The 25,711-nt window shown below is 60.9% G+C and carries 23 protein-coding genes; 14 read left to right on the forward strand and 9 right to left on the reverse strand.

Annotation, left to right across the window (positions count from 1 at the left end):
* Genes tssG through HGP12_RS32175 form a run of 7 tightly spaced genes read left to right on the forward strand, consistent with a single transcriptional unit; the run spans position 1 to position 10,852 of the window.
* A complete protein-coding gene (tssG, locus tag HGP12_RS32145) occupies positions 1-1,026 on the forward strand; it encodes a type VI secretion system baseplate subunit TssG (RefSeq protein WP_168842983.1) in 1,026 nt (341 codons plus the stop codon).
* The gene (locus HGP12_RS32150; RefSeq protein ID WP_168842984.1) at positions 1,016-2,209 is read left to right on the forward strand and encodes a type VI secretion system-associated FHA domain protein; all 1,194 of its coding nucleotides are present in this window, start codon (positions 1,016-1,018) and stop codon (positions 2,207-2,209) included. Before tssG ends, HGP12_RS32150 begins: the two co-directional genes overlap by 11 nt.
* The gene (tssK, locus tag HGP12_RS32155; protein WP_168842985.1) at positions 2,206-3,546 is read left to right on the forward strand and encodes a type VI secretion system baseplate subunit TssK; all 1,341 of its coding nucleotides are present in this window, start codon (positions 2,206-2,208) and stop codon (positions 3,544-3,546) included. Before HGP12_RS32150 ends, tssK begins: the two co-directional genes overlap by 4 nt.
* Entirely contained in the window at positions 3,543-5,066 is a 1,524-nt protein-coding gene (tssL, locus tag HGP12_RS32160) for a type VI secretion system protein TssL, long form (RefSeq protein WP_168842986.1), read from the forward strand. The genes tssK and tssL overlap by 4 nt, the downstream gene beginning before the upstream one ends.
* Positions 5,063-8,542: a type VI secretion system membrane subunit TssM gene (tssM, locus tag HGP12_RS32165; RefSeq protein ID WP_168880144.1), complete on the forward strand. Its 3,480-nt coding sequence runs from the start codon at positions 5,063-5,065 to the stop codon at positions 8,540-8,542. Before tssL ends, tssM begins: the two co-directional genes overlap by 4 nt.
* A gap of 10 nt (positions 8,543-8,552) precedes the next feature.
* Positions 8,553-9,944: a type VI secretion system-associated protein TagF gene (gene tagF / locus HGP12_RS32170; RefSeq protein ID WP_168842988.1), complete on the forward strand. Its 1,392-nt coding sequence runs from the start codon at positions 8,553-8,555 to the stop codon at positions 9,942-9,944.
* A gap of 23 nt (positions 9,945-9,967) precedes the next feature.
* The gene (locus HGP12_RS32175) at positions 9,968-10,852 is read left to right on the forward strand and encodes a protein kinase domain-containing protein (protein ID WP_168842989.1); all 885 of its coding nucleotides are present in this window, start codon (positions 9,968-9,970) and stop codon (positions 10,850-10,852) included.
* Between the two features lie 11 nt (positions 10,853-10,863).
* On the opposite strand, the gene HGP12_RS32180 is transcribed toward HGP12_RS32175, so the two are convergent.
* A complete protein-coding gene (locus HGP12_RS32180; RefSeq protein ID WP_168842990.1) occupies positions 10,864-12,006 on the reverse strand; it encodes a polysaccharide biosynthesis/export family protein in 1,143 nt (380 codons plus the stop codon).
* 447 nt (positions 12,007-12,453) lie between these two features.
* Between HGP12_RS32180 and HGP12_RS32185 the strand changes: the two genes are divergently transcribed.
* Complete coding sequence (locus HGP12_RS32185; RefSeq protein WP_168842991.1) at positions 12,454-12,864, forward strand: hypothetical protein; 411 nt, start codon at positions 12,454-12,456, stop codon at positions 12,862-12,864.
* Between the two features lie 42 nt (positions 12,865-12,906).
* Here the strand turns inward: HGP12_RS32185 and HGP12_RS32190 are convergent, their stop codons facing one another.
* Complete coding sequence (locus HGP12_RS32190) at positions 12,907-13,839, reverse strand: AraC family transcriptional regulator (RefSeq protein ID WP_312862965.1); 933 nt, start codon at positions 13,837-13,839, stop codon at positions 12,907-12,909.
* 442 nt (positions 13,840-14,281) lie between these two features.
* On the opposite strand from HGP12_RS32190, the gene HGP12_RS32195 reads away from it, so the two are divergent.
* From HGP12_RS32195 to HGP12_RS32205, 3 genes are read left to right on the forward strand one after another with little or no spacing between them, the layout of a single operon-like run.
* Positions 14,282-15,778, forward strand: coding sequence for a sugar ABC transporter ATP-binding protein (locus HGP12_RS32195; protein WP_168842993.1), 1,497 nt, complete (start codon positions 14,282-14,284; stop codon positions 15,776-15,778).
* Between the two features lie 16 nt (positions 15,779-15,794).
* Complete coding sequence (locus tag HGP12_RS32200) at positions 15,795-16,865, forward strand: ABC transporter permease (RefSeq protein WP_168842994.1); 1,071 nt, start codon at positions 15,795-15,797, stop codon at positions 16,863-16,865.
* A gap of 40 nt (positions 16,866-16,905) precedes the next feature.
* The gene (locus HGP12_RS32205) at positions 16,906-18,000 is read left to right on the forward strand and encodes a substrate-binding domain-containing protein (RefSeq protein WP_168842995.1); all 1,095 of its coding nucleotides are present in this window, start codon (positions 16,906-16,908) and stop codon (positions 17,998-18,000) included.
* Between the two features lie 57 nt (positions 18,001-18,057).
* Here the strand turns inward: HGP12_RS32205 and HGP12_RS32210 are convergent, their stop codons facing one another.
* The 5 genes from HGP12_RS32210 to HGP12_RS32230 form a co-directional block, all read right to left on the reverse strand.
* The gene (locus tag HGP12_RS32210) at positions 18,058-19,077 is read right to left on the reverse strand and encodes a LacI family DNA-binding transcriptional regulator (protein WP_168842996.1); all 1,020 of its coding nucleotides are present in this window, start codon (positions 19,075-19,077) and stop codon (positions 18,058-18,060) included.
* Positions 19,078-19,206: 129 nt separating this feature from the next.
* Positions 19,207-19,539 (reverse strand): hypothetical protein, encoded by a 333-nt coding sequence (locus HGP12_RS32215; protein WP_168842997.1) that lies wholly within the window; start codon positions 19,537-19,539, stop codon positions 19,207-19,209.
* Positions 19,536-20,423, reverse strand: coding sequence for an NAD(P)-dependent oxidoreductase (locus HGP12_RS32220; RefSeq protein ID WP_168842998.1), 888 nt, complete (start codon positions 20,421-20,423; stop codon positions 19,536-19,538). Before HGP12_RS32220 ends, HGP12_RS32215 begins: the two co-directional genes overlap by 4 nt.
* Positions 20,420-20,962, reverse strand: coding sequence for a gluconokinase (locus HGP12_RS32225; RefSeq protein ID WP_168842999.1), 543 nt, complete (start codon positions 20,960-20,962; stop codon positions 20,420-20,422). The genes HGP12_RS32220 and HGP12_RS32225 overlap by 4 nt, the downstream gene beginning before the upstream one ends.
* Positions 20,931-21,689, reverse strand: a complete 759-nt coding sequence (locus HGP12_RS32230) for an SDR family oxidoreductase (RefSeq protein ID WP_168843000.1) — start codon at positions 21,687-21,689, stop codon at positions 20,931-20,933. Before HGP12_RS32230 ends, HGP12_RS32225 begins: the two co-directional genes overlap by 32 nt.
* Before the next feature lie 89 nt (positions 21,690-21,778).
* On the opposite strand from HGP12_RS32230, the gene HGP12_RS32235 reads away from it, so the two are divergent.
* Entirely contained in the window at positions 21,779-22,726 is a 948-nt protein-coding gene (locus tag HGP12_RS32235) for a 2-hydroxyacid dehydrogenase (protein WP_168843001.1), read from the forward strand.
* Between the two features lie 10 nt (positions 22,727-22,736).
* Complete coding sequence (locus tag HGP12_RS32240; protein ID WP_168843002.1) at positions 22,737-23,768, forward strand: L-idonate 5-dehydrogenase; 1,032 nt, start codon at positions 22,737-22,739, stop codon at positions 23,766-23,768.
* A 52-nt stretch (positions 23,769-23,820) separates the two neighbouring features.
* Here the strand turns inward: HGP12_RS32240 and HGP12_RS32245 are convergent, their stop codons facing one another.
* Positions 23,821-24,240 (reverse strand): heme-binding protein, encoded by a 420-nt coding sequence (locus HGP12_RS32245; protein WP_168843003.1) that lies wholly within the window; start codon positions 24,238-24,240, stop codon positions 23,821-23,823.
* A 90-nt stretch (positions 24,241-24,330) separates the two neighbouring features.
* On the opposite strand from HGP12_RS32245, the gene HGP12_RS32250 reads away from it, so the two are divergent.
* The gene (locus HGP12_RS32250) at positions 24,331-25,221 is read left to right on the forward strand and encodes an SMP-30/gluconolactonase/LRE family protein (RefSeq protein WP_168843004.1); all 891 of its coding nucleotides are present in this window, start codon (positions 24,331-24,333) and stop codon (positions 25,219-25,221) included.
* A gap of 103 nt (positions 25,222-25,324) precedes the next feature.
* On the opposite strand, the gene HGP12_RS32255 is transcribed toward HGP12_RS32250, so the two are convergent.
* Positions 25,325-25,528 (reverse strand): hypothetical protein, encoded by a 204-nt coding sequence (locus HGP12_RS32255; RefSeq protein ID WP_168843005.1) that lies wholly within the window; start codon positions 25,526-25,528, stop codon positions 25,325-25,327.
* Between the last annotated feature and the right edge of the window lie 183 nt (positions 25,529-25,711).

Below are 25,711 nucleotides of genomic sequence, written 5' to 3' on the forward strand. Positions count from 1 at the left end.
ATGGACCAGTTTCGGCCAAGTGATAGCGAAATGCTTGCCGCGCTGCTTGAACGCGACCCCGGTCGCTTCGAGCCGACGACGGCCTTTCGCATCGCCCAGCACGCGGCCGGCGATCACCTTACGGTATCCTCGCCGGTCGGCGTTTCGCCGGCCCCCCTTGCGGTTAGCGACTTCAAGCGCAAGGGTATGATGGGTTCGGTGCGGGCCAGCATGGCCGGCCTGCTTGGCCCTCTCGGCGCCATGCCGCCGAGCTACAATGAGCTTGTCATGCGCGAAGAGCGCAATCGCGCTCATGGGTTTTCAAGCTTCTTCGATCTCTTCACCAGCCGTCTCGCGGAGCTTTTCGTCGATGCCTGCGAGAAGTACCGGCTTGCCCGCCGCATGCGATGGAGCCCGGACAGAAGCGGAAATTCCTTCATTACGGCGCTGTTTGCGCTTTCGGGCTTCGGCACGGCGAGGCTGAAGGAGCGGGTTCGGCCGGATGACGAGCTGATCCTGAGGTTTTCCGGTTTCTTTGCAGCGCAGACGCGCAATGCGGTCAACCTGCAAGCGATGCTACGGGAATTCAGCGGGCTGCCGATTCAAATCGAATTGTTCAAGGGCCGCTGGCTTTCCATTCCCGTCGAGGAGCGCAGCCGAATGGGGCAGCCGCAGGGCGTGCAGCTGGGCGTCAATGCAACAGCGGGTGCCGCGATCCATGATTTCGGCGGCAGTTTCCGTGTGGTTATCGGGCCGGTCGATTATGAGGACTACCGCTCGCTTTCGCCTGGTAGCAGCAACATCGATGCGCTCTTTGCGCTGACGCGCCTTTATGTCGGTCCGTCACTCGATTTCGACATCCAGATCGTTTTGAAGAAAGAGCATATCCCCTTCTGCCAGCTTGGCCAGTCGGGCGACCCGCCGAGACTCGGATGGAACAGCTGGGCACGCGTCGCTGCGGCAGATCGCGACAGCGGCGATGCCGTTATCGTCGAACCCAGGGTGAACCGTAGTCCCTCGAAGCAAGGAGGCGCCCATGCGGCTTGAGCTGCGGCAAGTCTCCGGAGAGGGCGCCAGCAAGGGCTGGTTTTTCGAACGCGGCAAGCGCACGCTCGGTCGGTCGCCGGATTGCGACTGGCAGGTTTCCGACCCGGATCGGCTGATCTCGAAAGTTCATTGCGTGATCGAGCGCGACCGCGTCGGTTTTCTGCTGCGCGACCAGAGCGCCAATGGAACCCATGTGGATGGCGCAGCGATCCTGGAAGGAGAGACGGCAAGGCTTTCGGACAAGTCCAGGATCACATTCGGCGACGTCACCTTCAACGTCGTCATCACCGGGGAGGCGGATCGCGATATCGACGATCCGGCCGCCGATTTGCGCCTCAGTGATGAAACCATGACGATCTCTTCTATCCTTGCCGATATTGCGCCGGGCGGCAGCACAGCCACCGGCGTACTTGGTCAGCGGGGCGGCGATGATTGGATCGCATCGGTTCCGCAATCCTCCAAAAAAAGCAAATCATCCAGCAGGAACGTCGATATCGGCTGGAACGGTCCGCCTGATATCGCCGGCATCAAGCCAACCCTTCCGGACGACTGGAATTCGGAGTTCGAGCTTGGCAGCCAGCTGGAACATGGTCCGGCGACACATGTCTCCGTTGCCGTTGCCCGCAGCACCGGCCGGGATGCCACCGAGACTGCCAAAACGATCGTCCCGGCCAACGATATCCGAACCATGGATGAAGCGGATCAAGGGACGGACGATACGAGCCTGACTTTGCAATTCGATCCGCTTCGGCAGCTCGAAGCCCTTGTCGACACATTGGAGCAGACCCTCGACGATGAGGCATCGATCTTCGGCGTGGAGAACGATAGCGCGCATTCATCGGCCTCGCTGTTCAGCCGGGAACGGACCGACCAGCTCGCTGAACGCCTTCGATCGCTTATTTCAAGGCAATCCGCGCTCAACGCCGGCCTTGAAAATCTCGTGCGCGAAGCAAGCCGGATTTTCGAGCCGCGCATGATCGAAGCGCAGGTCGATGCCTCCCCGCGCAAGGCTCTTTGGCGCGGCAGCCGTGACTATTGGAAGTCCTATCGCAGCCGCTTCGAAAAGGACGGCAAAAGTATTTCGGTCCGCGACCTGCTGGCCGAGGCGTTCCAGGCCGCTACGGATGGCCGCGACGAACAGCATAACAGCAGTTTTTTAGAGAGGACGGGCAACACCCGATGAAGAACGAAAACCGAGTGGTTTGGAACGAAGGCATGTTCCTTCGCGTGCAGCATTTCCAGCAGGCCGACCGCTGGACGGAGCGGCTGGTCCGCACGACTGCCCGGGGACTTGCGCCCTATCCCTGGGGCATCGCGGAAATCGGCATTGATCGCAGCGCGCTTGCCATCGGCCAATTTGCGCTGTCTAACCTGCGCGGCATCCTGCCGGACGGCACGCCCTTTGAAGCGCCGATCGATGCGGACCTGCCTCCTCCACTTGATCTCGACGACTCGACAAAGAATGCCATCGTCTATCTGGCCCTGCCGGCGCGCCAGCCCGGCAAGGCCGACGTCGCCATGAACGGCAGCGCCATGCGCAATAGCGTGCGCATCACCGCCTCGCAGTATGAGGCGCCGGATGCGAATATGGAGACCGACTTCATGGCGCCGATCGATGTCGGCCGCCTGAGCCTGCGCTATCTGAAGACCGGCGACGAACTTGCCGGCTATGACCTGATCGGGCTTGCCCGCATCATCGAAGTCCGCTCCGACAGGGCGGTTATCCTCGATCCGGATTATATCGCGCCATCCTTGAATTGTGCCGCCGAGGCGCGGCTGAACGAGCTCATCACCGAATTGCTCGGCATCGTGCGCCATCGCGCCGAGGCGATTGCCGAACGCATCGGCGATCCCACGGTTCGTGGCACCGCCGAGGTGGGCGACTATTTCCTGCTCCATATCCTCAATCGCGCCGATCCGATGCTGCGCCATATCGCGGCGAATGCGTCGCGGATGCATCCGATGACCTTTTATGAGGAATGCATCCAGCTCGCGGGCGAGCTGGCCACCTTTACCACCGACCGCAAGCGCGCCAGCGATTTTCCGCCCTATCGGCACGACGATCTGAAGGCAACATTTTCGGCTGTTTTCAATGATCTACGCTCTTCTCTTTCAGCAGTGCTGGAACAAGCGGCGGTCGCGATCGAGCTCATCGAACGGCGTCACGACGTGCGCGTCGGCACCATCAACGATCGCTCGTTGCTTAAGGATGCCGGCTTCGTGCTTGCCGTGCGCGCCGAGATGTCGGCCGAAGATGTGCGCCGCAAGCTGCCGGCGCAGATCAAGGTTGGTCCCGTTGAGCGGATCGCCGAGCTTGTCAATGTCGCGCTGCCGGGCATCCCCGTCCGGCCGCTCCCCGTGCTGCCGCGGCAGCTGCCCTACCGCTCAGGCACGATCTACTTCGAACTCGATACGAAGAATCCGCTTTGGAAACAGCTTGATACCTCCGGCGCAATCGCCCTGCATCTTGCGGGCGACTTTCCTGGCCTGGAGATGGAACTGTGGGCTCTGAGAGAATGAACACACCACGCTCAACACCCTGGCACGAGCTGCCGACGATCATCGAGCTGACCGAGGACGGTGCCCGCAAGAACGAGACGGCCCGCAAGATGGCCGATTTTCTGGACGAAGAACTGGACCAGAAAGCAGGAGGCAAGGCTGGCGATGCGAGCGGCGGCTGGTCGGTCGATGCCCTGATCCGCGGCTTTCGCTTCGGTGGTGAGGACGTTCCCACCATCGTACGTTCGGCGGCGCCATTGCTCAATCTCGCCCATAGCCTGCGCAACACCGAAGAGCAGCCCGACATTGCCGAACTGCGGCGGGTGACGATCGATGCGGTCGGCCGTTATGAGCGCGATCTTGCCAGCGCCCGCATCAGCCCGGAGCGGGCACGGGCGGCGCACTATGTCGTCTGCGCGACCATCGACGACGTGGTCTTAAGCAAGCGCTGGGGCGTTCGCGCCGGCTGGGCGCGGTCCGGTCTGGTCTCGACCTTCCACATGGATGTCACCGGCGGCGATCGCGTCTTCGATCTTCTCGATCATTTTCAGCAGAGCCCCGGCACCAACAAGGATCTGCTGCTCCTCATCTATCTCTGCCTGTCGCTCGCCTTCGAGGGCCGGACGCGCGTTTCCCCGCGTGGCTCGCTGGAGCTTGGTCGCATTCGCGACAGCCTTTATAAGACACTGCTTGGCCAATATGGCGTCTTCGAGCGCGAGCTATCGCCGCATTGGCGCGGTGTTTCCGCGCGCCACAAGCCACTGCGGACGGCAGTCGCCCTCTGGACGATCCTTTCCGTGCTCGCGCTACTTTTTGCGCTTGGCTATATGTTCTTCACGCTTTCCCTCAACAGGGCCTCTGATGCCACTTTCGAGCGTCTCGCCAATCTGCCGCCGCGCGATACGCCAAGCGTTCTGATCGAGAAGCCGAAAGAGGTTACCGTACAAGTTCCACCTCCGGCAACCAAGCAGCCCGACATGCCGCCGCCCGTGGTCAAGGCGCAGCCGAGCCCGCTCGACAATCTTCTGGCCTTCCTGCAGCCGGAAGTCGATCGCAAGCTCGTCACGCTGTCGAATTCCAACGGACGGCTGCTTGTGCGCATCAACAATTCCGGCCTGTTCGACACCGGCAGTGCCGAAGTCAGCGACAAATTCCGCGATCTTCTTCAGCGCATCGGCGGCGCGCTGGCCTCGGAAAAATTCCGCGCCGTCGTGGTCGGCTATACCGATAACGTGCCGATCCGCACCGCGCAGTTCCCATCGAACTGGCATCTTTCCGAAGCGCGCGCGCGCGCCGTTGGCAACATCCTGGCAGCTTACACCGGCAAGGAGGCTATCCTGACCGAGGGCCGCGCCGACAGCGATGCTCTGGCAAGCAACGATACGCCCGAGGGCCGCGAGGCAAATCGCCGAACGGAAATTCTGGTGCTGACCGATCCGGCGCAGCGCCTCGGCGATGCTGCCCTCAACCCGCAAGCGACGCCACAAACGCAGACCGGCAAAGCGCCGGCGCCCGCGACAACGACGGGGGGTGGCCGATGAATCCGCTTGGCGCGTTCTACACGCTTCGCTCCTACGTCTCGGCCTATGCTGGCCTTCTCGGTCAGCGTTTCATATCGCTCATCTGGGTCGCGGCGATCTGCATTGTCATCTGGTTCTACGGCTATATGGCCGGTTATGGCAACTTCAAGCCACTGGCGGGTACAGGCGCGCGGATGATCGCGATCGGCGTGATCATTGCCGCCTGGCTTCTCTACATGCTGATCGCGAGGCTACGCGCGCGCAAGCGCGACAAGGCGTTCGTGGACGGCATCGCCGACGATGCAGCCAGCCAGCAGGCCGAAGTCGGCGAAATCCATGGCCGCCTGAAGGAGGCGCTGCTGCTGCTGCGCCGCATCAGCAAGAAGCGCTTCGGCTATATCTACGAACTGCCCTGGTACGTCATCTTCGGCGCACCCGGATCGGGAAAGACGACGGCACTGACCAATTCGGGACTGAAGTTCCCGCTCGGCGATGCGATGGGAAGCAGTTCCGTGCAGGGCGCCGGCGGCACACGCAACTGCAATTGGTGGTTCGCCGACGAGGCGATCATGATCGATACTGCCGGTCGTTACACGACGCAGGACGATCTGAACGGCGCATCGAAGGCCGGATGGGAAGGTTTTCTCGGCCTCCTTCGCAAATATCGCCGTTCCCAGCCGATCAACGGTGCCCTCATTACGCTCTCGATCGGCGACCTGCTCGGCCGCGATCATGAAGCCCAGCTCGACGAAGTGCGCTCCATCCGCAAGCGGCTATCGGAGCTCGATGAATTCCTCCACGCGCGCGTACCTGTTTACGTCATCCTGACCAAGGCCGATCTATTGACCGGCTTCGTCGAATTTTTCGACGGCCTTGCCAAGACAGACCGCGAGCAGGTCTGGGGGACGACTTTCAATCTCGACGAAAGCTACAAGGGCGAAAACCTGCCCGAGCGCTTCATGGAAGAGTTCGCGCTTTTGCAGCAGCGGGTCGATGCCATGCTGATCGAGCGGCTGCAGCAGGAGCCGAATGTCGAGGTGCGCGGCCGCATATTCCGCTTCCCCGCGGAGCTAGCTTCGCTCGGCGAACGCCTGCAGGAAGTACTGAGCGAACTTTGCTCGTCATCCAATCTTGTCGAAGCGCCGCTGATGCGCGGGGTCTACTTCGCCTCGGGCACACAGAGCCGGGAAACGGAAACACCGCGAACGCGCCGCAGCTATTTCCTATCGCGTCTGTTCAAGGACGTCATCTTCGGCGAGGCGTCGCTGGTCGCGCGCGACAGGCGCCTGTCCGGCCGCCAGGCCATGATCAGGCGCATCGCCTATAGCGCAGCCGCAATCGCGCTTGCGATCGTCTTCACCGGCTGGACGGCAACCTATTTTCAGAATTCCCGCGCGATCGCTGCGGCCGAACGGCGCATCGACAACTACGAGAAGCTTGCGACCGGCATCCCGGTGCGCGATGTCACCGACGCGGATTTCCTGCGGATCTTGCCGGCGCTCGACAATCTGCGCGCTGTTACCAGCGGCTTCGATGAGGCGCGTGTCTGGCCGACGAGTTTCGGCCTAGACCAGGAAGACAAGATTGTCAGCCGCCAGCGCGGCGCCTATCAGCGGGCGCTCAATTCGCTCCTTTTGCCGCGCATGCTGGTGGAGATTCAAAATGAGCTCAAACAAACATCGGACGTCCAGAAGACCTTCGATGCCTTGAAGCTATACGGCATGCTCGGCGGCATGGGGCCGATCGACAAGGATTTCGTTTCGCAGCAATCGGAAGACATGTTTGCGGCACTTTATCGCGGGGAAGGACGATCTGCCGCGCGCAAGACACTCGTTGAACATGTCGAGGCAATGGCTGCAGGCAGCCTGCCCGCGATCGAGCTGGATAACACCTTGATTGCCAAGGCGCGGGAGACCATCCATACGCAAAGTCTTGCGGCTCGCGCCTATGACATCGTGATCCATTCGCGACAGGCGCGCCGGCTTGACGCCTGGCTTCCGGTCGATGCTTTGGGGCCGCTGGGCGCTCAGATCTTCCAGCGGAAATCCAAGGCGACGCTCAGCGATGGCATTCCCGGCATTTTCACCGGCAAGGGCTATCGTGACGTGGTGCTGCCGTCGATCGCAGCGGCAGCAGCCGAGGCACTCAGGGAGAAATGGGTTCGCGGTGACGGTGGAGCGGCGTCCTATGGGATGACTACGGACGCGATTTCGCAGGCGGCGCTACAACTCTATTTTGATGCTTTCCAGCAGCGCTGGTCTTCGCTCCTCGCCGATATGCAAGTGCGCCCGTCGAGCAACCTTGCCGACGCGACCGAGACGGCGCGCATTCTGGCGGCCAATCCAAGCCCCGTGGAGATGGTGCTGAAATCAATCGCCGCAGCCACGGATCTGCGTCCGGCTGCCGGCGCCGAAGTCGCCTCGCTAGACGATGCTCCGGATGCGGCACTTACGGCCGCCACAGCAAGTGCTGTCAATGCACCTGATCCTTACGGTCCACTGCGTGCCGCACTTGAAGTAAATTCCGCCAATGCGCAACCGTCGCAGGACGGAAAGGACGCTAGCAGCGACAAGCCGCGCTCCCATATCCAGAGCCTCCAGCCAATCCTGCAGAATATCTACAGTCAGTTGTCGCGTGCGGCCAATTCGACGGCGGAGGTTGCCCGCGTCTTCGACGCCGGCGGCCAGCTCGCCAATGCCAACCAGGATCTGTTGCAGCAGGCGCGCGGCTTGCCCGCACCGGCGGATGCATGGATGGTGGCGGTTGCAGCCGATATCGGCTCGCTGGCGGTCAAGACGGCCCGCGCCCGCATCAATGATCTTTGGGCGGCCGAAGGCGCCGATCTTTGCGCTCGGATCGTCACCGGTCGCTATCCTTTCGACCGGACATCCAGCCAGGATATCGCCATGGCCGATTTCGTTCGGCTCTTTGGACCGCAGGGCATATTCCAGAACTTCTTCAAGAACCGGCTTGAGGCTTTTGTCGATACCAGTGCCCAGCCATGGGGCTGGCGCGGCACCTTCGGTGGTGACAGCATTCCGAGCCAAGCGATCGCGCAGTTCGAGAATGCCAGCAAGATTGAGAACGCCTTCTTCCCGGCTGGCAGCGAGAAACCCGCCATATCGATCAATATCAAGCCCGTCTCGCTGTCGGACTCGGCCAATGCTGTAATCATGGATATCGTTGGCGAACGCGTCGTCTATAACCACGGACGCATAGTCCCGAAATCCATTGCCTGGCCGGCGGCCGGCGCACAGAACCAATCTCAGATCGCATTCTTGCCGGGAGGCTGGCAGGAGGCCATGACACAGACCGGCGACTGGTCGCCCTTCCGCCTGTTCGATGCCGCCAAGGTGACGGTTCAGGCCCCCGATCTCTTCCGTGCCAGATTCGAAGACAAAGGCCAAGAAGCGGAATTCGACGTGCAATTCGGCTCGGTGCTCAATCCTTTCCGGCTGCAGGCATTCTCCGACTTCAGCTGCCCGGCACAATTCTGATGGTCTGCCGATGAACGATGCCCTTCCCCGCGCTCAATCGCCGATGCAGGCCGATGCGATCGGCTTCTTCGGCAAATTGCCGACACATGGCGATTTCGTTTCCTCCGCCCTCGGATTGCGCCTGCAAAGCGAGCTTGACCGATGGATTCACGGCGGCCTCATCGCCCTTGAAGCGACGTTGGGCGAGGAATGGCGCCGGCTTTTTCATGCGACGACGGCCTGGCGCTTCGTGGTCGGCAGCGGCATCTGGGGGCCGACCGCCGTTGCGGGCGTGCTCCTGCCGAGCCGCGATCGTGTCGGACGGAGCTTCCCTCTGATCATCGTCGCACAGCTGCAGCGCTTTTCCGGTCAGCTGCGCGATCTTTGCGAGGATGACAGCTGGTTTACAGCGGCAGAAGCGCTCGCAGAAACCTCCGACAACGCCGACTTCGACATGCAGCGCTTCATCGAGGGCACCAAGCGGCTTCGCTCGCCCTTTGCCGACAAGCGATCGGCGACGGCGCAATCGGCTGCCGCGGGCGAGGCCGGCCCGCCCGCCTCGCTCTGGTGGCGCATCAATCCCGGCACGCGCCATGGCAAGGGATTTCGCACCATGGCAGCACCCACGGCGCAGGATTTCGTCAAGCTCGTGACAGCCGAAGCCATCCGGGCGCCCATCGCCACGGAGCCGTTGGTGCGCGCTGCGGCATCCGTTCCAGACACACCGGACAAAGAGGTGCAGGTCGCACCGGCAACCCGGGTGGATTGGACGATAGATTACAGTCGCGCCAGTCATCCGGGAACACGTTTTTCGCTGAATGCCGATGCCCTTCTCGTCAGCGCACCTCGCATCTTCGCGATTGCCGATGGCGTCGGCGATGGCCTCAGTGCCATTGAGGCGGCAAGGATCACGACCGGGATCCTCGCCGGCATTCCCGAACGCGAGAGCGCGCAAGCATTGGTGCAGGACGTCAAAGGCAAACTCAGCCACGCACATGCAATCCTTCGCGCCAAGGGCGCAAATTCCGAAAAAGAAGCCGCCGTTGCCAGTTTCGTGGTTGCAATCGTGCTTGATGACGAATTCGCGGCCATATGGGCAGGAGACGCGCGCTGCTATCTGCTGCGCGATGGATTGATGCGGCTTTTGACGCATGATCATATCGACATTGGGCTTCGGCGCACGCTTGGCCGCGGCCTGGGGCTGAAGGATCAGTTCGTCGCGGAAACCGTTAGCGATCAACTTAGCCGCGGCGATCGCCTGCTGCTTGTGAGTGGCCCGCTCTCCCGCGCGCTTACGGATCGCATCATTGCCGAGATCCTGATCGAGACACCTCTGGAACAGGCAGCCGAGGCGCTGATCCAGGAGGCGCTCATCGCCAACTGCCGCGAAAACGTCAGCGCAATCGTCATCAGCGCCCAATGAGCGGAGATCCAAGCACCAATGAGATGAAAGAGATCGCAACGCGCTTTGCCGAGCTGCTGCATCTCATCACCCACGACGGCGAAACCGAGCGGCCGAAGACCATGAGCGATCTTCTGGCCGATCGATTGCGCGATGCGCTGGATCGGCGCCTGCCCTCGATCGCCGACGATCAGCCGAGCTTCGTCGCGAACACGTTTCTGGTGGAAGCGGTCGTGCATCGCAACGAGCGGACGGAAATCAGCCGGTTGCGCCATCGCGATCTGGGAACGCGGCATGCGCTGAAGACGATCAGCGCCGAGCGAGCCGACGAAGCCGTCACCAAGGCCCTGCTGTTGCGGGAGGCACGGATAGGCATGACCCTTTGCCATGTCCATCTCGCCGCCGTGCAATGCGCCATCCGCCTGGCCGATGGCCGCCCCGCAATCATCGCGGAATGGGCCGGGCCATCGCTGCCGCAACGATTGGCCGCCAGCTCGATTTCGTTGGGGGATGTCAGGGCGGCTATGCGGTCCCTGCTTGCGGGGCTTAATGCAATTCATGCGGCTGGCTTTGTCCACGGCGATATTTCGCCCGCCAACCTGCTGCTATGCGAAGACGACTTCAGGCGGCTGAAGATTACCGATTTCGGCACGACGATCGAATACGGGGCACGCTATCGCGACCTGGATATTGCGAAGGCCGCAACAGCGGGTTTCAGCGCGCCGGAACTCTTAAGAGATCCCGGCGCCGATCCGCGTGCCGATCTTTATTCGGCCGGTTGCGTGATGAAACTGCTTCTCGATCATTGCGACGAGGCCGATGAAACGGTTGCGCGGTTGACGGCCGTCGCGCAGCACCTGGCAGATCAAAGCCCATCGAGCAGGCCGCCGAGTGCAACGGCGGCCATTGCCTTGATAGACGAGGTCTAGTCCGAACCCTGTCAGTTCGACGATGAACTGCCCGGTAGCGGGGCGGCAGCCGTCGGCACGCTCTTCTGATAGACGGTCAACAGCTTGGCGGCATCGACCATGTCTGCGTTGCTGGCGTAAATCGTGTCGCCATCCTGCATCTTGAACTGTTGCATCAGCACGAAATTAGAGACTTGCTTGAGGTTGACGCTGTAGATGACTGGCTTGACCGAAACGACGGTCGGCGCACTGGCGCTCTTAGCTAGGCTCGACGCAACCTGCGAATAGATCTTCTGATTCCGGAAAAGGTAGAAGTTGCGGGAGTCAGCACGATCGTCGAGCATACCACCGGCGCGGGCAAGCGCCTGGGCCAAGGTCGTCTTGCCCGGTTCCAGCGGAAATTCACCGACGCTCTTGAAGGCGCCAAGCGCCGTGAAGGTTTGCGACGCTCCGTCGACGAAGACCTGATCGCCAGGAACGAGATACACGTTCTGCTTATCGTCCTGGAGAATGCGAGCGAGCGGCGCGGTGGCGCGCTGCGTTCCACGAGTCACTGTAACGGTGGTATTGCTGGGCGCAGAGGATGCGCCGCCGGCCAGCGCGAGAACATCGAGCACGCGCTCCTTGCGCGCCGTCAGCGGAAAGCGTCCAGCCGAGCGAACCTTGCCATCGACCGTCACGGCGTTGGAAGGCTGGTCGACGACCGTGACCACAGCCTGGGGATTGACCGAGGAGCCCTTAAGGGCGGTGACGATCTGCGATTGCACGCCTTCCGGGCTCGAACCGCTCACCTTCTGCTTACCGACGTAGGGCATCGTGACAAAACCCTTCGGATCGACCGTGAAGCGACCCAGATTAAGCGACTTGCTCTGGGTCGCGGACAACAAACCATCCTCGCCCGTATCGAGCACGGTCACGTCGAAGACGTCTCCCGCGCGCAGCCGCGCATTGGAATAGCCGCCCGAGCGGAGGCTTGCGAGCCCCAGATCGGTGGGCGCATAGGACGGCGCAACGACCTGCGCGCCCATCGGAGCCTCGGAGAGCGGCACGACCGGAATCTTCCGCTGCGTGTCGGGCATCCTGGCATTGCGGATATTAAGGGCGCTTGGCCCGTCAGACGGCCTTGCACAGGCGCTGAGGACAACCAAGGGTAAAATCGCCGCCCATTTCCGCATTCCGGAATCTCCTTCGGATGTTAGAAGCAAGGCAGAAATATCAACCACAGGGCGGGAGGCAATATGCCGGGCTAATAAATAATGAATTATGACAGTCCGGTTGTTTACGATTGTGTCCAAATAGCAACCGATCACCCGCTTTGATGGTTGGGACCACGCCTCCGCATTCATTTCGACTACGACTTAACGGCCGAAATACACGGAGAAATTACGAATCAGGCGGCAACCACGGCGATAGGGAATGCAGGATGCAGACACGGTCGTCCATAATCATTTAGAAGATGAAACCTCTTTCACTCAAGCGACGCGTGCAAGGCGACGATGATACATTTCCGTCGAAACCCTCCCTTCACGCGTGTTTCCTCGATAGACGCACTCTCTCCAAAATAGTATCAAGATTACGCGTTGACCTGACCGTCTTTCTCAGTAGCAAAAGGCTATGAAATCATGATTACAAGGATAGCTTGCGTATTTGCGCTCGGCGTTTTTTCCGCCGCCCCGGCGTTCGCGGACGCTTGTTCGGATCATTACGAGAGCAGCGGCGTGCCGCTCGTGACGGGCATCACCTACAAGACCTGGATGGTTTTCCCGTCCGTCAATACCACCGCCGCCTTCGACAAGGTGTCGCGCGCTGTTTTGGCCGAAGGCTTTGTCGATGTGAACGTGGAGAAGAAACTCGGCACGCTGACCGCGCAGCAGGAAACGAGCGGATCCGGCAGACCGCAAACTCTGCGCGTGGTCGTGCGCAAGAATGGCAAGGGCAGCCGCGTCGATGCGGTCTTCATCGTGCAGCAGGGCCAGGTGGCGCCGGGCGTCGGCAAGAATCTCTGCCGTATCGTGAATGCGGTCGGCGAATGAACCGCCTGCGGGCGAAACCTTGTTCGCTCGGCAGACCTCATCTTACCTATCGCCGTTCCGGGGCCGTCTCGCAGTCTCGGACGGCATTTCGCCAAAGGCCTGATGATAGAGCGCCGCAAAGCGCCCCATGTGGGAAAACCCCCAATCGCGTGCCATCTCGGCGACCGGCCGTGAAGGTCCGCAGTCCATCAACGCCTTGCGAGCGCCCTGCAGACGGATCATCCTCAGATAGTTAAGGGGCGTCATGTTCTTGAATTGCTGAAAAGCGGCCTGAACCGACCTCACGCTTGTTCCGGCCTCGCGGGCAATTTCACCGATCCGGATGTCGGCGCCGACATTGGCATGCATAAATTCGACGGCGCGCTTCAACTGCTTTGGCATCGCCGGTGAAACCGGCCGGCGCAAGTGCGCTGAATAGGCATGCGGCACCACTTCCAACAGCGCGATCATCATCGCCTGCAGCAGACGCTCGCTGAACGCCAGGGACGAGCGGTCCGCATCGTCAACCGTCAAATTCTGCCAGATCAAATTTCCGAGTGTCGCGATCTGCGCGCCTCTTTGCGTCATGAGATCGACGGCGCCGCCCATTTCCAGATCGTCGAGAACGGGCGCGTCCAGCAATTCGCTCAACTGACGGATCATTGCCGATTTTTCGAAGGCCATGCCCATATGGCCGCGCCGCTCTTCCAGGGTCAGCTTTTCGAACGACGACATATCTGCAAGCAGGCCCTCGCCTGCCTCCGATACCAGCTGTCGCCCTCCTGCATCGATCAACATTTTGCCCATGGTTGGGAGATAGAGACCGTAGGCATTAGGACCACCGGGAAGCGTCACGCTCATTCCGGAATGACATTTCCCATTCCACACGCTGCAGGAACCGACCGTATAATGTCGGTCCTCCACCGAAATCGAAGCGCGTCGTTTGAGAGGCTCGACGACGGCGGGAAATAGGGTTCTCGCATAATGTGCCGTCATCTCCTCAGCATCGGCATTGTCAATTTTGAATATCGATTGAGTAACGTACGTCAAAAATTTTCCTCAGATGCACGCATTGAGACGCCTTCCTTTAGAATTTCTCAACGCGTGCGGCGGCAGCTCGTCATTCATATCTCCGGCAAATAATTTTAGACGAGATGTGATCCAAGCGCACTACCTAAGAAATATTAGTCCAAATAGAGGATGATACAACTCTAGTTAGTACTATGAACGTTTGGCGAGAAAAGATCATCATTTCATAAGATGATTGCGGCCATCAGTTTTTTTATTTTAGATATAAAGAAAATCACTTCGGAAATACAGATTACAATTCTTTCAACATTAAAGGAACGCATCCAGCAATGAGGTTCGGAGCAGAAGGCCTTGACGGAATGTTATCGATAACATAGCCTCCTTCCATCGAAGCTTTGGGAGGAGCGGGATGGACGACGGAAAGCTGCTCGAATTTTGCGAGATCACCAAGGAGTTTGGTGGAACGCGCGCCCTGTCGAATGTTTCGCTCGATCTGCGGCCGGGTGAAATCCTGGCGCTTCTTGGTGAAAACGGCGCAGGCAAATCGACGCTCATCAAGACGCTGGCAGGCATCTACAAGCCCGATGGCGGACAGATCCTGTTTCGCGGCAAGCCCTATCATCACCGCCCGCCGCAGCCTAACCAGCGTCAGCCGGTCGCCTTCATCCACCAGGATCTCGGGCTGATCGAGTGGATGACGGTCGGCGAGAATGTCGGGCTGGCGCAGGGTTATTCTCTGCGCGGCCGCCTGATCGACTGGCGCGCGACGGAGCGGCGCACGGCAGAGGCGCTGAAGCTCGTGGGCTGCGACTTCGATCCTTCGACCCGCGTTCAGGAACTGACGCGCACGGAAAAATCACTCGTCGCAATCGCCCGCGCACTCGCCGTCGAAGCAGATGTGCTGGTCCTTGACGAACCCACCGCCAGCCTGCCCGCCGACGAAGTCGAGAAGCTGTTTGCGGCCATTCGGCCGCTCAAAGAACGCGGCGTGGCCATGATTTACGTCTCGCATCGGCTGGACGAGATTTTCCGCATTGCCGACCGCGTCGCTGTCTTGCGCGACGGTCAGTTGGTCGGCCAGAAGCCGGTTTCGGAGACGACGCCGGATGAGCTCATTCGCATGATCGTCGGGCGCAAGGCCGACCAATTGTTCGTCAAGGCGGAAAGAGCGGCAGGACCTGCAGTCGTTTCTGTCAAGGAGCTTTCCTGCCGCGGCGCCGGACCCGTGTCCTTCGATATTCGGCAAGGGGAATTGCTCGGTCTTGTCGGTTTGCGCGGTGCGGGGCAGGAACTGATCGGACGCGCGCTGTTCGGCTGCGAGCCATCGCACGGTACGGTGCGACTGAACGGGAGCGAGCCGGACCTTTCCAGCACGGTCGCAGCGATGGCGTCCGGCATCGGCCTGATCGCCAGGGACCGGACCGAAGAGTCCGTCGCCATGTCGCTCAGCCTGCGTGAAAATACCTTCCTGAACCCTGGTGCGTCGGGGCGTAGCTTGTTTTCGTTCCTGTCGCCGCGCCGGGAGGCGGAAGCGGCCTACTCTCTCGGCGCCCGCGTCGGTCTCAGGCCCAACGATCAAAGCCTCGCCATCGAGGCACTATCGGGCGGCAACCAGCAGAAGGTCGTCGTGGGACGATGGCTGGCGACGGGTCGCAAATTGTTGATCGCCGAAGATCCGACGGCCGGCGTCGACGTCGGCGCCAAGGCCGACATCTATCGCCTGATCGCCGAGGCAGTCGAGGCTGGCCTTGCCGTTCTCGTCGTCTCAACCGATTTCGAGGAAATCGCCCATATCTGCCATCGCACCCTCGTATTTTCGCGCGGAAGGATCGTGCGCGAGCTTAGCGGCGCTAACCTCACAACACCGGCGGTCATCGCCGCCGCATCGGCATCCGAAGCGGCCTGAACCGGAGAGAAACATCATGCAATCGATCGAATCCAACGCGCTCGAGCCGACCCGCGCCGAGCTTTCGGCTATGAGCTTCGGCCAGAAGGTCCAGCGTCTGCTGCCCGTTTACGGCCTCGTCATCCTGACCGTGCTGCTGATCGTGCTCTTCTCCATTCTGCTGCCGCAGACGTTTCCGACCATGCTCAACCTGCGTTCGATCGTTTCGGATAAGACGATCATCGCCATCCTGTCGCTTGCGGCAATGATCCCGATGGCGGCGGGCCGCATCGATCTGACGATCGGCTATGGCATCGTGCTGTGGCACGTGCTTGCGATCAGCCTTCAGACAATGTTCGGCCTGCCGTGGCCGGTCGCCGTGCTTATCGTCATTGCGCTCGGCGCGCTGACCGGTTTCCTGAATGGCCTTCTGGTGGAAATTGCCAAGATCGACAGCTTCATCGCAACACTCGGCACAGGCACTGTCCTTTATGCGATCGCGCTCTGGCATACGGGCGGCCGGCAGGTTGTGGGCATGTTGCCGCAAGGGTTTTATGCACTGAACGGCACCATGGTTTTCGGCCTGCCGATCACCGGCATCTACGTCCTTGGCCTTGCCTTCGTCATGTGGATCGTCCTCGAATATCTGCCGATCGGCCGCTACATCTACGCGATCGGCGCCAATCCGAAAGCCGCCGCGCTGAACGGCATCCCGGTTCGTCGTTTTGTCATCGGCGCCTTCGTCACCTCGGGCACGCTTGCCGCCATTGCCGGCGTGCTGCTTGCCTCCAAGCTGCGCATCGGTCAGGCAAGCGTCGGGCTTGAATATCTCCTGCCCGCGCTGGTCGGCGCATTCCTTGGCTCGACGACGATCAAGCCGGGCCGCGTCAACGTCTGGGGCACGATGATCGGCGTCATCATCCTAGCGGTCGGCATTGCCGGCATCCAGCAATTCGGCGGTTCCTTCTATGTCGAGCCTCTGTTCAACGGCGTCACATTGCTGGTCGCGATCGGCATTGCCGGCTATGCGCAGCGACGCCGCAGCCATGCAGGGCGCATGGCGCCGGCCCAGGCACCGCAACTCTCCGCCAAGCCGGCGGAGAAATGAAAATCATCTGAAGTTCAAATGTCCAAAGGGAGGAGACGACATGAACCGTAGACAATTCCTGCAGGCGACCACCGCCGTTCTCGTGCTGTGCGCCGGCCAGGCCTATGCCGATCCGATGGCGGATGCGAAGGCCGTCGTCGACAAATATGCGACGCCGGTGACCAAATGGGACGGCCCGACGACCGGCCCGAAGGCACAGGCCGGCAAGACCATCGTCGTGCTTGCGGGCGACCTCAAGAATGGCGGCATTCTCGGCGTCAGCAACGGTGTCGAGGAAGCAGCCAAGGCCATCGGCTGGCAGGTGAAGGTTCTCGACGGCGCGGGCTCGATCGGCGGTCGCACGGCTGCCTTCGGTCAGGCGATCGCGCTGCAGCCGGCCGGCATTATCATCGATGGTTTCGATGCCGTCGAGCAGGCACCGGCGCTGGAGCAGGCAAAAGCCGCCAAGATCCCGCTGGTCGCCTGGCATGCGGGCCCGGTCATCGGCCCCGACGACAAGAACGGCCTCTTCGCCAATGTCAGCACCGACGCCATGGAAGTCTCGAAGGCCGCCGCCGACTGGGCCTTCGTCGATGCCAAGGGCAAGCCGGGCGTCATCATCTTCACCGACTCCACCTATGCGATCGCCATCGCCAAGGCGGACAGGATGAAGCAGGAAATCGAGCGGCTAGGCGGCAAGGTGCTGGAATACGTCGACACCCCGATCGCCGAGACGTCGCAGCGCATGCCGCAGCTCACGACGTCGCTCCTGCAGAAATATGGTGACAGCTGGACCCATTCACTTGCGATCAACGACCTCTATTTCGACTTCATGGGTCCCTCGCTCGCCTCCGCCGGCAAGGGCGGCACCGACGCACCGATCAATGTCGCCGCCGGCGACGGCTCGCAATCGGCCTATGAACGCATCCGCGCCGGTCAATTCCAGAAGGTCACGGTGGCCGAACCCCTCAATCTTCAGGGCTGGCAGCTGATCGACGAACTCAATCGCGCATTCGCCGGCGAAAAATGGTCGGGCTACCTGTCGCCGCTGCATGTCGTGACGGCCGACAATATCCAGTCCGATGGCGGACCGAAAAACACGTTTGATCCGGATAACGGCTATAAGGACGAATACAAGAAGATCTGGGGCAAGTGATCCCGTTGAAACGATATGGCGCGGCCTACGGGTCGCGCCATATCATTCGGCAAGATGCTAAACTCGGCGGCTGCTATCGCGCGCAATCAGTTGCGGTGAAATCCTAACATCGGTGACTGGCTGTGTGCCATCGAGAATATCCAGGATCAGTTGCGCGGTCCGCTCGCCGATTTCCCGCGCAAAGGCGTTGATCGTCGTCAATGTCGGCACGCAGACTTCGCCGATTTCATAATTGCCGAAGCCGCCGATGGAAAAGCGCTCTGGCACCGGAATCCCAAGTCGGCGACATTCGGTGAGCGCGCCGTAGGCGGCAAGATCCGAGACGCAGACGACGGCCTGCGTATCCGGATAGAGCTCGATCAACTTCGCCATGGCATTGGCGCCTTCCCGCATAGAAATCGGCGGCGATCCCGCGGCGATCAGCCGGGTGGCATCAAGGCCATGCGCCTGCATCGCCGCGATGAAGCCAAAGCGGCGCTCGCTGCCGCGCGAGTCCCTCTCGACATCGCCGCCGATGAAGGCGATGCGCCGACAGCCAAGGGCTACGAAATGGTCCACCATATCCCGCATGACGGCCGTGTTGGAAAAGCCGACATAGTGGCCGATCGGATCGGCCGGGATGTCCCAGGTCTCGATCACTGGAATGGCGACGGTCTGCAGGAGCCTGCGGGCACGGTCCGTATGCGTGCCACCGGTCACGACGATCGCCTGCGGCTTGCGGCGCAGCAATTGCTCGATCAGCCGCTCCTCCTCCTCGACATTATAGTTCGTGTAGCCAAACAGGATCTGCATGTCCCGCTTGGATAGGATATCGGAAAGGCCGCCGGCAGTCTCCGCGAAGTTGGCATTGTTGATGGAGGGAATGGTGACCGCGACAAAGCCTGACTTTTGCGAACGAAGATTGGAGGCCGTACTGTCGAAGACATAGCCGAGTTCCTCCGCCGTTCTGAGGATGGCTTCGCGCGTCTCCGGGCTGACGAGGCTATCGGCCTTGAAGGCGCGCGATACCGTCATGGGAGAGACTCCCATGACGCGGGCTATATCTGCCATGGTGGGCGTTTTGCGATCGTTGCTCATCGACGGCCTATGTTATCGTTACCATCAGAGTAATATGCCTCTCCCATGGATGGCAAGAGCCCGCCCTTTTACCCCGATGTGGGAGCGCCGTTCGGGCGTGGCCCCGAAACGCTTTTTGCGAGGGGCAGCCTATAGCTGGAACTCATGCGCAAGCGTCACGTGATGATGGATACGTCCTTCGAAGAACCGGGAGAGGACGGCTTCTGTTGCCGCGCGCGCTTGCGCACGGACCGGGCTTGCAAGTGCGTTTTCCACGGCAGCCATGTCCGGATAATTGACGGCCAGGATCATTGGGAATTCAGGGGCGCCTTCGTCGCGTGCTTCGGCGAATGTGACCCGTACGTCAAGGGCGCCCGGAAACTGCTTCCATTTTGGCAGGATGGTTTCCATGACGGCGGTGCGAAACGCTTCCGCCTGCCCTTCCCTGACTTTGCCCTCGAATAATGCGTATCGGGTAATCATCCGGCGATCTCCTTGTTCGGCCCTTTAAAGAATTCCATCAATGCCGCCTGATCTTCGCCACCGAGGCCTGAGGCCGTCAGCATGCGATGTATCTCGGCGCAGACCGCCGTCAGCGGCATGGCCGTGTTGGTCCTGCGGGCGAGATCCTGCGCGCCGTTCAGATCCTTGACCATGTTGTCGATCCTGCCGGTGCGGCGATAATCCTTGGTGACGTAGCGCGGCATATATTCCTGCAGAATGGCGCTATCGGCCCGCCCACCCTTCAGCGCCTGCGGGATCTTGTCAGCATCGACGCCGGCATCGAGCGCCAATTGCGTCGCCTCCGCGACGGCCAGGAAGTTCAATGCGCAGAGAACCTGATTGATCAGCTTCGTGGTCTGGCCCGCGCCGACAGGCCCCATATGCGTATAATTCGAGGCCACGTGACGCAGGACCTGATGCGCCTCCGCGACATCCTGTTCGCGACCGCCGGCCATCAGGGTCAGTTGCCCGATCAGCGCCTTCGCCGCGCCGCCGGAAAGCGGACTGTCCACCCAGCGCAGTCCCTTTTCCGCAACCTCGGCGGCAAGCGCCTTCGTCGCGTCGGGATCGATCGACGACATGTCGATGATCAGCGTTCCCGGCCTGGCCCCTTCGGCAACGCCGCCCGGGCCGAATACCGCAGCATGCACAATCCTGGGCGAATTGAGGCTCAGAATCACGAAATCGGAAACGCTCGCCGCCTCCGCAGCGCTGGGGGCTGCCATGGCGCCTTTTGCAGTCAGCGCGGCGACCTTGTCCGTGTTGGGATCGAAAACCGTCAGATGATTGCCGGTCTCCACCAGGCGGGAGCCGATTGCACCGCCCATTGCGCCGGCGCCGATCAACGCCACCTTGTTGCTCATGATTGGTCCTCCTCCAATGCGGCTATGATGGCCGCCACCACCGCGTCCAGCGGCTGATCGATATCGACGGTGATCGCCCGTTCGTCAGCGCCGGGTACCTCGAGCGCGGCAAACTGACTGTCGAGCAACGCCGGCGGCATGAAGTGGTCCGGCCGCGCCTGTAAACGCCGCAGGATCGTTTCTCGCGTGCCGGCAAGATGAATGAAGGAAACCGGCGCGCCGACAACCTCGCGGATCCGATCACGATAGATGCGCTTCAGCGCCGAACATCCGATCAGCGCCGTCTCATCCGCCAAAGCCAGGTAGTGACCGACCTTGTCGAGCCAGGGCCATCGATCGGCATCGGTCAACGGTATGCCGGCACTCATCTTGGCAACATTGGCCGGTGGATGAAGATCATCGCCATCGACATAGATGCCGCCAAGGCGCATCGCGATCGCCGAACCGACAGACGACTTGCCGCAACCGCTGACGCCCATGACGACGTAGCGCTGCAGCCTGGCATCGTCAGAGCGAAGCTGTGATGCCGCCATCGACATAAAGCACGTGTCCGTTGACAAAGGAGGAGGCGTCGGAGGCGAGGAAGATGCAGGCGCCGACCAGTTCTTCGACGCGACCCCAGCGGCCGGCGGGCGTGCGCTTTTCGAGCCAGGACGAAAATTCGGCATCGGCAACGAGGGCTGCATTCAATGGCGTATCGAAATAGCCGGGCGCGATGGCATTGCATTGCAGCCCGTGCCTAGCCCAATCCGTCGCCATGCCCTTGGTCAGATTGCCGACGGCACCCTTGGTTGCCGTATAGGGCGCTATCGACGGCCGCGCCAGTGCCGTCTGCACGCTTGCGATGTTGATGATCTTTCCGGCGCCGCGTTTGATCATGTGCCGTGCAACGGCCTGACCGACGTTGAAGACGCTCGATATGTTCGTGCGTAAAAGCCGCTCGAAGGCGTCGGCGGGAAAATCCTCGAGCGTCGTGCGGAATTGCATGCCGGCATTGTTGACGAGGATATCGATCGCGCCCGTTTGCGCCTCAAAAGTATCGACAGCCTGGCGCGCGCCCTCGTGATCCGTGGCATCGAATGCCAGCAGGTGCACCTTGCTTTCGAAGCTTTCAGCTGCCTTGGCAAGCTTTTCCTTATCGCGTCCGTTGAGAACCAGCTCGGCGCCCGCCGCGGCCAAACCTTTGGCGAGCGCAAGCCCGATGCCTTGGGAAGAACCCGTCACCAGGGCTCGCCGCCCTTTCAGATCGAAGAGGCCAAGAGACATCGTTTCCTCCGTTTTTTTTAACTCGACAATGGTTGTCTTCCCCGTTTATGTTATCGATAACATTTGATGTCAAGGGAGGACGTGAAAAGATGGACAGGCCATCAATCCTGCAGATTGGCCCCTATCCGCAATGGGATCAAGAACCGCTCGATGCGGCATTTCGGGTGCATCGCTATTTCGAGGCCGTCGACAAGGCGAAACTGCTTGCCGACGTCGGATCGTCGATCAAGGCCATTGCCACACGCGGCGAACTCGGCGCCAATCGAGCCATGATCGAGGCCTGCCCGAATCTCGAAGTCATTTCGGTCTATGGTGTGGGCTTCGATGCCGTCGACCTGCAAGCCTGCCGCGAGCGCGGCATTCGCGTTACCAACACGCCCGACGTCCTGACCAACGACGTTGCGGATCTCGGGATTGCCATGATGCTGTGCCTATCGCGCGGCATGATTGGCGCCGAGACCTGGGTGCGTGACGGCAGCTGGGCGCAAAAGGGGCTTTACCCTCTCAAGCGGCGCGTCTGGGGACGGCGTGCCGGCGTGCTTGGCCTCGGCCGCATCGGCTTTGAAGTCGCCAAGCGCCTGAAGGGCTTCGACATGCATATTGCCTATTCCGATGTCGAGGCGAAATCCTACGCATCCGACATGACCTTCTTGGCCGATCCGGTCGAGCTTGCCAAACAATCGGACTTCCTGTTCGTCACGCTCGCCGCTTCGCCGGTAACCCGGCATATTGTCGGCCGCGAGGTGATCGAGGCGCTCGGCCCGGAAGGCATGTTGATCAACATCTCCAGAGCTTCCAATATAGACGAAGACGCACTGCTCGACGGGCTGGAGACGGGCAAGCTCGGATCGGCCGCTCTTGACGTCTTCGAAGGCGAGCCGAAGCTCAATCCGCGCTTCCTGGCGCTGAACAATGTGCTGCTGCAGCCTCACCATGCCTCCGGGACCGTGGAGACGCGCAAGGCCATGGGCCAGCTGGTGCGTGACAATCTGGTCGCCCACTTCGCCGGCCAGGCTCTGCCGACACCCGTTCTTTGAGGAGAGGAAAATGAAAGCCATCGTCGCTTACGCCGCCAAGGATGTGCGGATCGAGGATCGTCCGGGGGAAGAGCCGGGTGCGGGAGAAGTCAAGCTGAGGCTCGCGACCGGCGGTGTCTGCGGCAGCGACCTGCACTACTACCATCACGGCGGCTTCGGCACCGTGCGCCTGAAGGAGCCGATGATCCTGGGACACGAGGTCAGCGCCACCGTCATCGCACTCGGCTCCGGCGTGCAAGGCCTCGAGCTCGGTCAGCTCGTTGCCGTCTCCCCTTCCCGCCCCTGCCGGACCTGCCGCTACTGCTTGCAAGGACTGCCCAATCAATGCCTCAACATGCGCTTTTATGGCAGCGCCATGCCCTTTCCGCATATCCAGGGCGCATTTCGCGAAACACTCGTCGCCGACGCCATCCAATGCGTGCCGGCCGATGGGCTGACGCCTGGCGAAGCGGCAATGGCGGAACCACTGGCCGTGACCTTGCATGCCACGCGGCGCGCGGGCGAGATGCTCGGCAAGCGCGTTCTGGTCACCGGCTGCGGCCCGATCGGCGTCCTGTCGATCCTGGCTGCGCGCCGGGCGGGCGCCGCCGAGATCGTGGCGACCGATCTTTCGGATTTCACCCTCTCGCTCGCCAAGCAGGCCGGCGCCGACAGGATCATCAATACGAAGAATGAGCCGGAGGCTCTTGCTGCTTATTCCGCCGACAAGGGCACCTTCGATGTCCTTTACGAATGCTCAGGCGCTGCCGCCGCGCTGGTCGGCGGTATCGCAGCACTTCGTCCGCGTGGGATCATCGTGCAGCTCGGTCTCGGCGGCGATATGAGCCTGCCGATGATGGCGATTACCGCCAAGGAACTGGAGCTGCGCGGCTCCTTCCGCTTCCATGAGGAGTTTTCAGTCGGCGTCGATCTGATGCGCAAGCGCCTTATCGATGTGCGGCCGCTCATCACCCACACCGTGCCGCTCGCCGAGGCGATCAGTGCCTTCGAGATCGCCTCGGATCGAAGCAAGGCGATGAAGGCGCAAATCGTCTTCGCCTGACCGTTTGCGACCTCCCTCGGATCGGCAGGATCAGAGGGAGGTCGTCTGTCCGTTAGTCGAGATCGGCGCCGATTGCCTTAAGGGCGGCGCGGGCTACCTGTTCGTCCTGCTCGCCGGAGCCCGATCCGACACCGATGCCGCCGACAAGCGTGCCGGCAACACGGATCGGCAAGCCGCCGCGCAAGCCGGTCATCCCGCCATGGGTTGCAACCGCAAGCGGCACCCTGGCATGTTCCGGCAAGGAATGGCTTGGCGCACCGATGGAGGCGGCCGTCTGTGCCTTGGCCGCGGCACTTTTCAGCGATTGGAAACGTGAACCGCGCATGCGAAAGGAGCCCAATGTCACGCCGGACTGGTCGACCACGACGATGCATTGCGGCTGCCCCATCGCGGTGGCCGCGGCGATGGCCGCCGTCAACAGCGTCGTCACACCTTCGTCGCTCAAGACACTCGACGTCAGAACATGGCTCATGCAACTATCCTCCCGTTTGCGGACTCAATTCTATATGTTATCGATAACACATCGATCTCCAGATGTAACCTTATGGGAGGTATTGTCATAATGTCGTTCTTCGAGATTTTCGATCCGGCCTTCGGGAAATTCATCCTCGGCAACGCTCCCGTCAAACAAATTGCCACCGGATTCGACTGGGTGGAAGGACCTGTCTGGTTCGGAGATCTGAATTGCCTGCTCTTTTCCGATATTCCCAATAACCGCATCATGCGCTGGGTACCGGGCTTCGGCGTCAGCGTCTTTCGCGAGCCTTCGAATTTTTCGAACGGCCATACGCGCGACCGGCAGGGCCGGCTTGTCAGCTGCGAGCATGGCGGCAGGCGCGTGACGCGTACAGAATATGACGGATCGACCACGATCATCGCCGACAGCTATCAGGGCAAGCGGCTGAACTCGCCGAATGATGTCATCGTCGCCTCGGACGGTGCCATCTGGTTCAGCGATCCCCATTATGGCATTGCGACGGATTATGAGGGGCATAGAAGCGAGCAGGAATTGCCCTGCAATGTCTATCGTGTCGATCCCTCCGGCGCGATCTCCGCTGTCCTGACGGATTTCAATTGCCCAAACGGACTTGCCTTCAGCCCCGACGAGAAAAAGCTCTACGTCGCCGATACCGGCCGCATGCATGGTAGCGACCCGCAGCATATTCGCGTCTTCAATGTCGGAGAAAACTGGCGGCTGTCCGGTGGCGACGTGTTTCATACGATTTCACCGGGCTGCGCCGATGGCATGCGCCTCGACAGCGACGGCAATCTCTGGTCTTCAGCCGCCGATGGTGTGCATTGCATCGCGCCGGACGGTCACCTCATGGGCAAGATCCTGGTGCCGGAGACCGTCTCCAACCTCTGCTTCGGCAGCCGTGGCAAGCACAAGCTTTTCATGACGGCGACGACCAGTGTCTATGCGATCTCGCTCAACCGGAGCGGCGCACTCTGACGGCAGGCCCAGCACGTTGCGAAACCGGGATTGGGAACGCTGGGAAATAGTGGCAATCGCCGATCCCGTGGCGATTGCCGTCGACAAATCCAGGTAGATAATATCAGCGCAAATCGATCCGCGGTACCGACCGCGCGGCCGCATGCGCAATCGGTGCAATGTTGGCAGACAAAGCAAGCTCCTGCCTGCGGGCGGCATCCTGCAGCAGGTTCGCCATCCTTGAAACGGATATGTGATCTGCGCGCATGACCTGGCGGATCAGCGGGTCTCTAAGAACTTCGGCGATCGTCAAGTCCCTATGGGTCATGGTTACCTCCTGTTCGTTGGAGCAGAAGATAAACGGCTTAATTAGCAGCGCGATGTCAAAAGACGGACAAAAACAAGGCAGTTCGTTCGATTTTGTTACAGAATAATTGCAAAAACGAACGGTGGAACATATTCCCAAACTGCAACAGGACCCTAGTTTTCGGTTGTAGAAAGGTTGATCGGT

It is taken from the genome of Rhizobium sp. P28RR-XV, from assembly GCF_012641385.1.
Lineage (GTDB): Bacteria > Pseudomonadota > Alphaproteobacteria > Rhizobiales > Rhizobiaceae > Rhizobium.

What these genes read in the sequence shown, in the direction of transcription:
- HGP12_RS32185 (WP_168842991.1), top strand. Translation starts at nt 12,454, where the DNA reads ATGATTACAAGGATAGCTTGCGTATTTGCGCTCGGCGTTTTTTCCGCC.
- HGP12_RS32230 (WP_168843000.1), bottom strand. Translation starts at nt 21,689, where the DNA reads ATGTCTCTTGGCCTCTTCGATCTGAAAGGGCGGCGAGCCCTGGTGACG.
- HGP12_RS32215 (WP_168842997.1), bottom strand. Translation starts at nt 19,539, where the DNA reads ATGATTACCCGATACGCATTATTCGAGGGCAAAGTCAGGGAAGGGCAG.
- HGP12_RS32195 (WP_168842993.1), top strand. Translation starts at nt 14,282, where the DNA reads ATGGACGACGGAAAGCTGCTCGAATTTTGCGAGATCACCAAGGAGTTT.
- HGP12_RS32250 (WP_168843004.1), top strand. Translation starts at nt 24,331, where the DNA reads ATGTCGTTCTTCGAGATTTTCGATCCGGCCTTCGGGAAATTCATCCTC.
- HGP12_RS32245 (WP_168843003.1), bottom strand. Translation starts at nt 24,240, where the DNA reads ATGAGCCATGTTCTGACGTCGAGTGTCTTGAGCGACGAAGGTGTGACG.
- HGP12_RS32150 (WP_168842984.1), top strand. Translation starts at nt 1,016, where the DNA reads ATGCGGCTTGAGCTGCGGCAAGTCTCCGGAGAGGGCGCCAGCAAGGGC.
- HGP12_RS32205 (WP_168842995.1), top strand. Translation starts at nt 16,906, where the DNA reads ATGAACCGTAGACAATTCCTGCAGGCGACCACCGCCGTTCTCGTGCTG.
- HGP12_RS32210 (WP_168842996.1), bottom strand. Translation starts at nt 19,077, where the DNA reads ATGAGCAACGATCGCAAAACGCCCACCATGGCAGATATAGCCCGCGTC.
- HGP12_RS32200 (WP_168842994.1), top strand. Translation starts at nt 15,795, where the DNA reads ATGCAATCGATCGAATCCAACGCGCTCGAGCCGACCCGCGCCGAGCTT.
- HGP12_RS32235 (WP_168843001.1), top strand. Translation starts at nt 21,779, where the DNA reads ATGGACAGGCCATCAATCCTGCAGATTGGCCCCTATCCGCAATGGGAT.
- HGP12_RS32225 (WP_168842999.1), bottom strand. Translation starts at nt 20,962, where the DNA reads ATGTCGATGGCGGCATCACAGCTTCGCTCTGACGATGCCAGGCTGCAG.
- HGP12_RS32220 (WP_168842998.1), bottom strand. Translation starts at nt 20,423, where the DNA reads ATGAGCAACAAGGTGGCGTTGATCGGCGCCGGCGCAATGGGCGGTGCA.
- tssL (WP_168842986.1), top strand. Translation starts at nt 3,543, where the DNA reads ATGAACACACCACGCTCAACACCCTGGCACGAGCTGCCGACGATCATC.
- HGP12_RS32240 (WP_168843002.1), top strand. Translation starts at nt 22,737, where the DNA reads ATGAAAGCCATCGTCGCTTACGCCGCCAAGGATGTGCGGATCGAGGAT.
- HGP12_RS32190 (WP_312862965.1), bottom strand. Translation starts at nt 13,839, where the DNA reads ATGACGGCACATTATGCGAGAACCCTATTTCCCGCCGTCGTCGAGCCT.
- HGP12_RS32175 (WP_168842989.1), top strand. Translation starts at nt 9,968, where the DNA reads ATGAAAGAGATCGCAACGCGCTTTGCCGAGCTGCTGCATCTCATCACC.
- tssM (WP_168880144.1), top strand. Translation starts at nt 5,063, where the DNA reads ATGAATCCGCTTGGCGCGTTCTACACGCTTCGCTCCTACGTCTCGGCC.
- HGP12_RS32180 (WP_168842990.1), bottom strand. Translation starts at nt 12,006, where the DNA reads ATGCGGAAATGGGCGGCGATTTTACCCTTGGTTGTCCTCAGCGCCTGT.
- HGP12_RS32255 (WP_168843005.1), bottom strand. Translation starts at nt 25,528, where the DNA reads ATGACCCATAGGGACTTGACGATCGCCGAAGTTCTTAGAGACCCGCTG.
- tssK (WP_168842985.1), top strand. Translation starts at nt 2,206, where the DNA reads ATGAAGAACGAAAACCGAGTGGTTTGGAACGAAGGCATGTTCCTTCGC.
- tagF (WP_168842988.1), top strand. Translation starts at nt 8,553, where the DNA reads ATGAACGATGCCCTTCCCCGCGCTCAATCGCCGATGCAGGCCGATGCG.
- tssG (WP_168842983.1), top strand. Translation starts at nt 1, where the DNA reads ATGGACCAGTTTCGGCCAAGTGATAGCGAAATGCTTGCCGCGCTGCTT.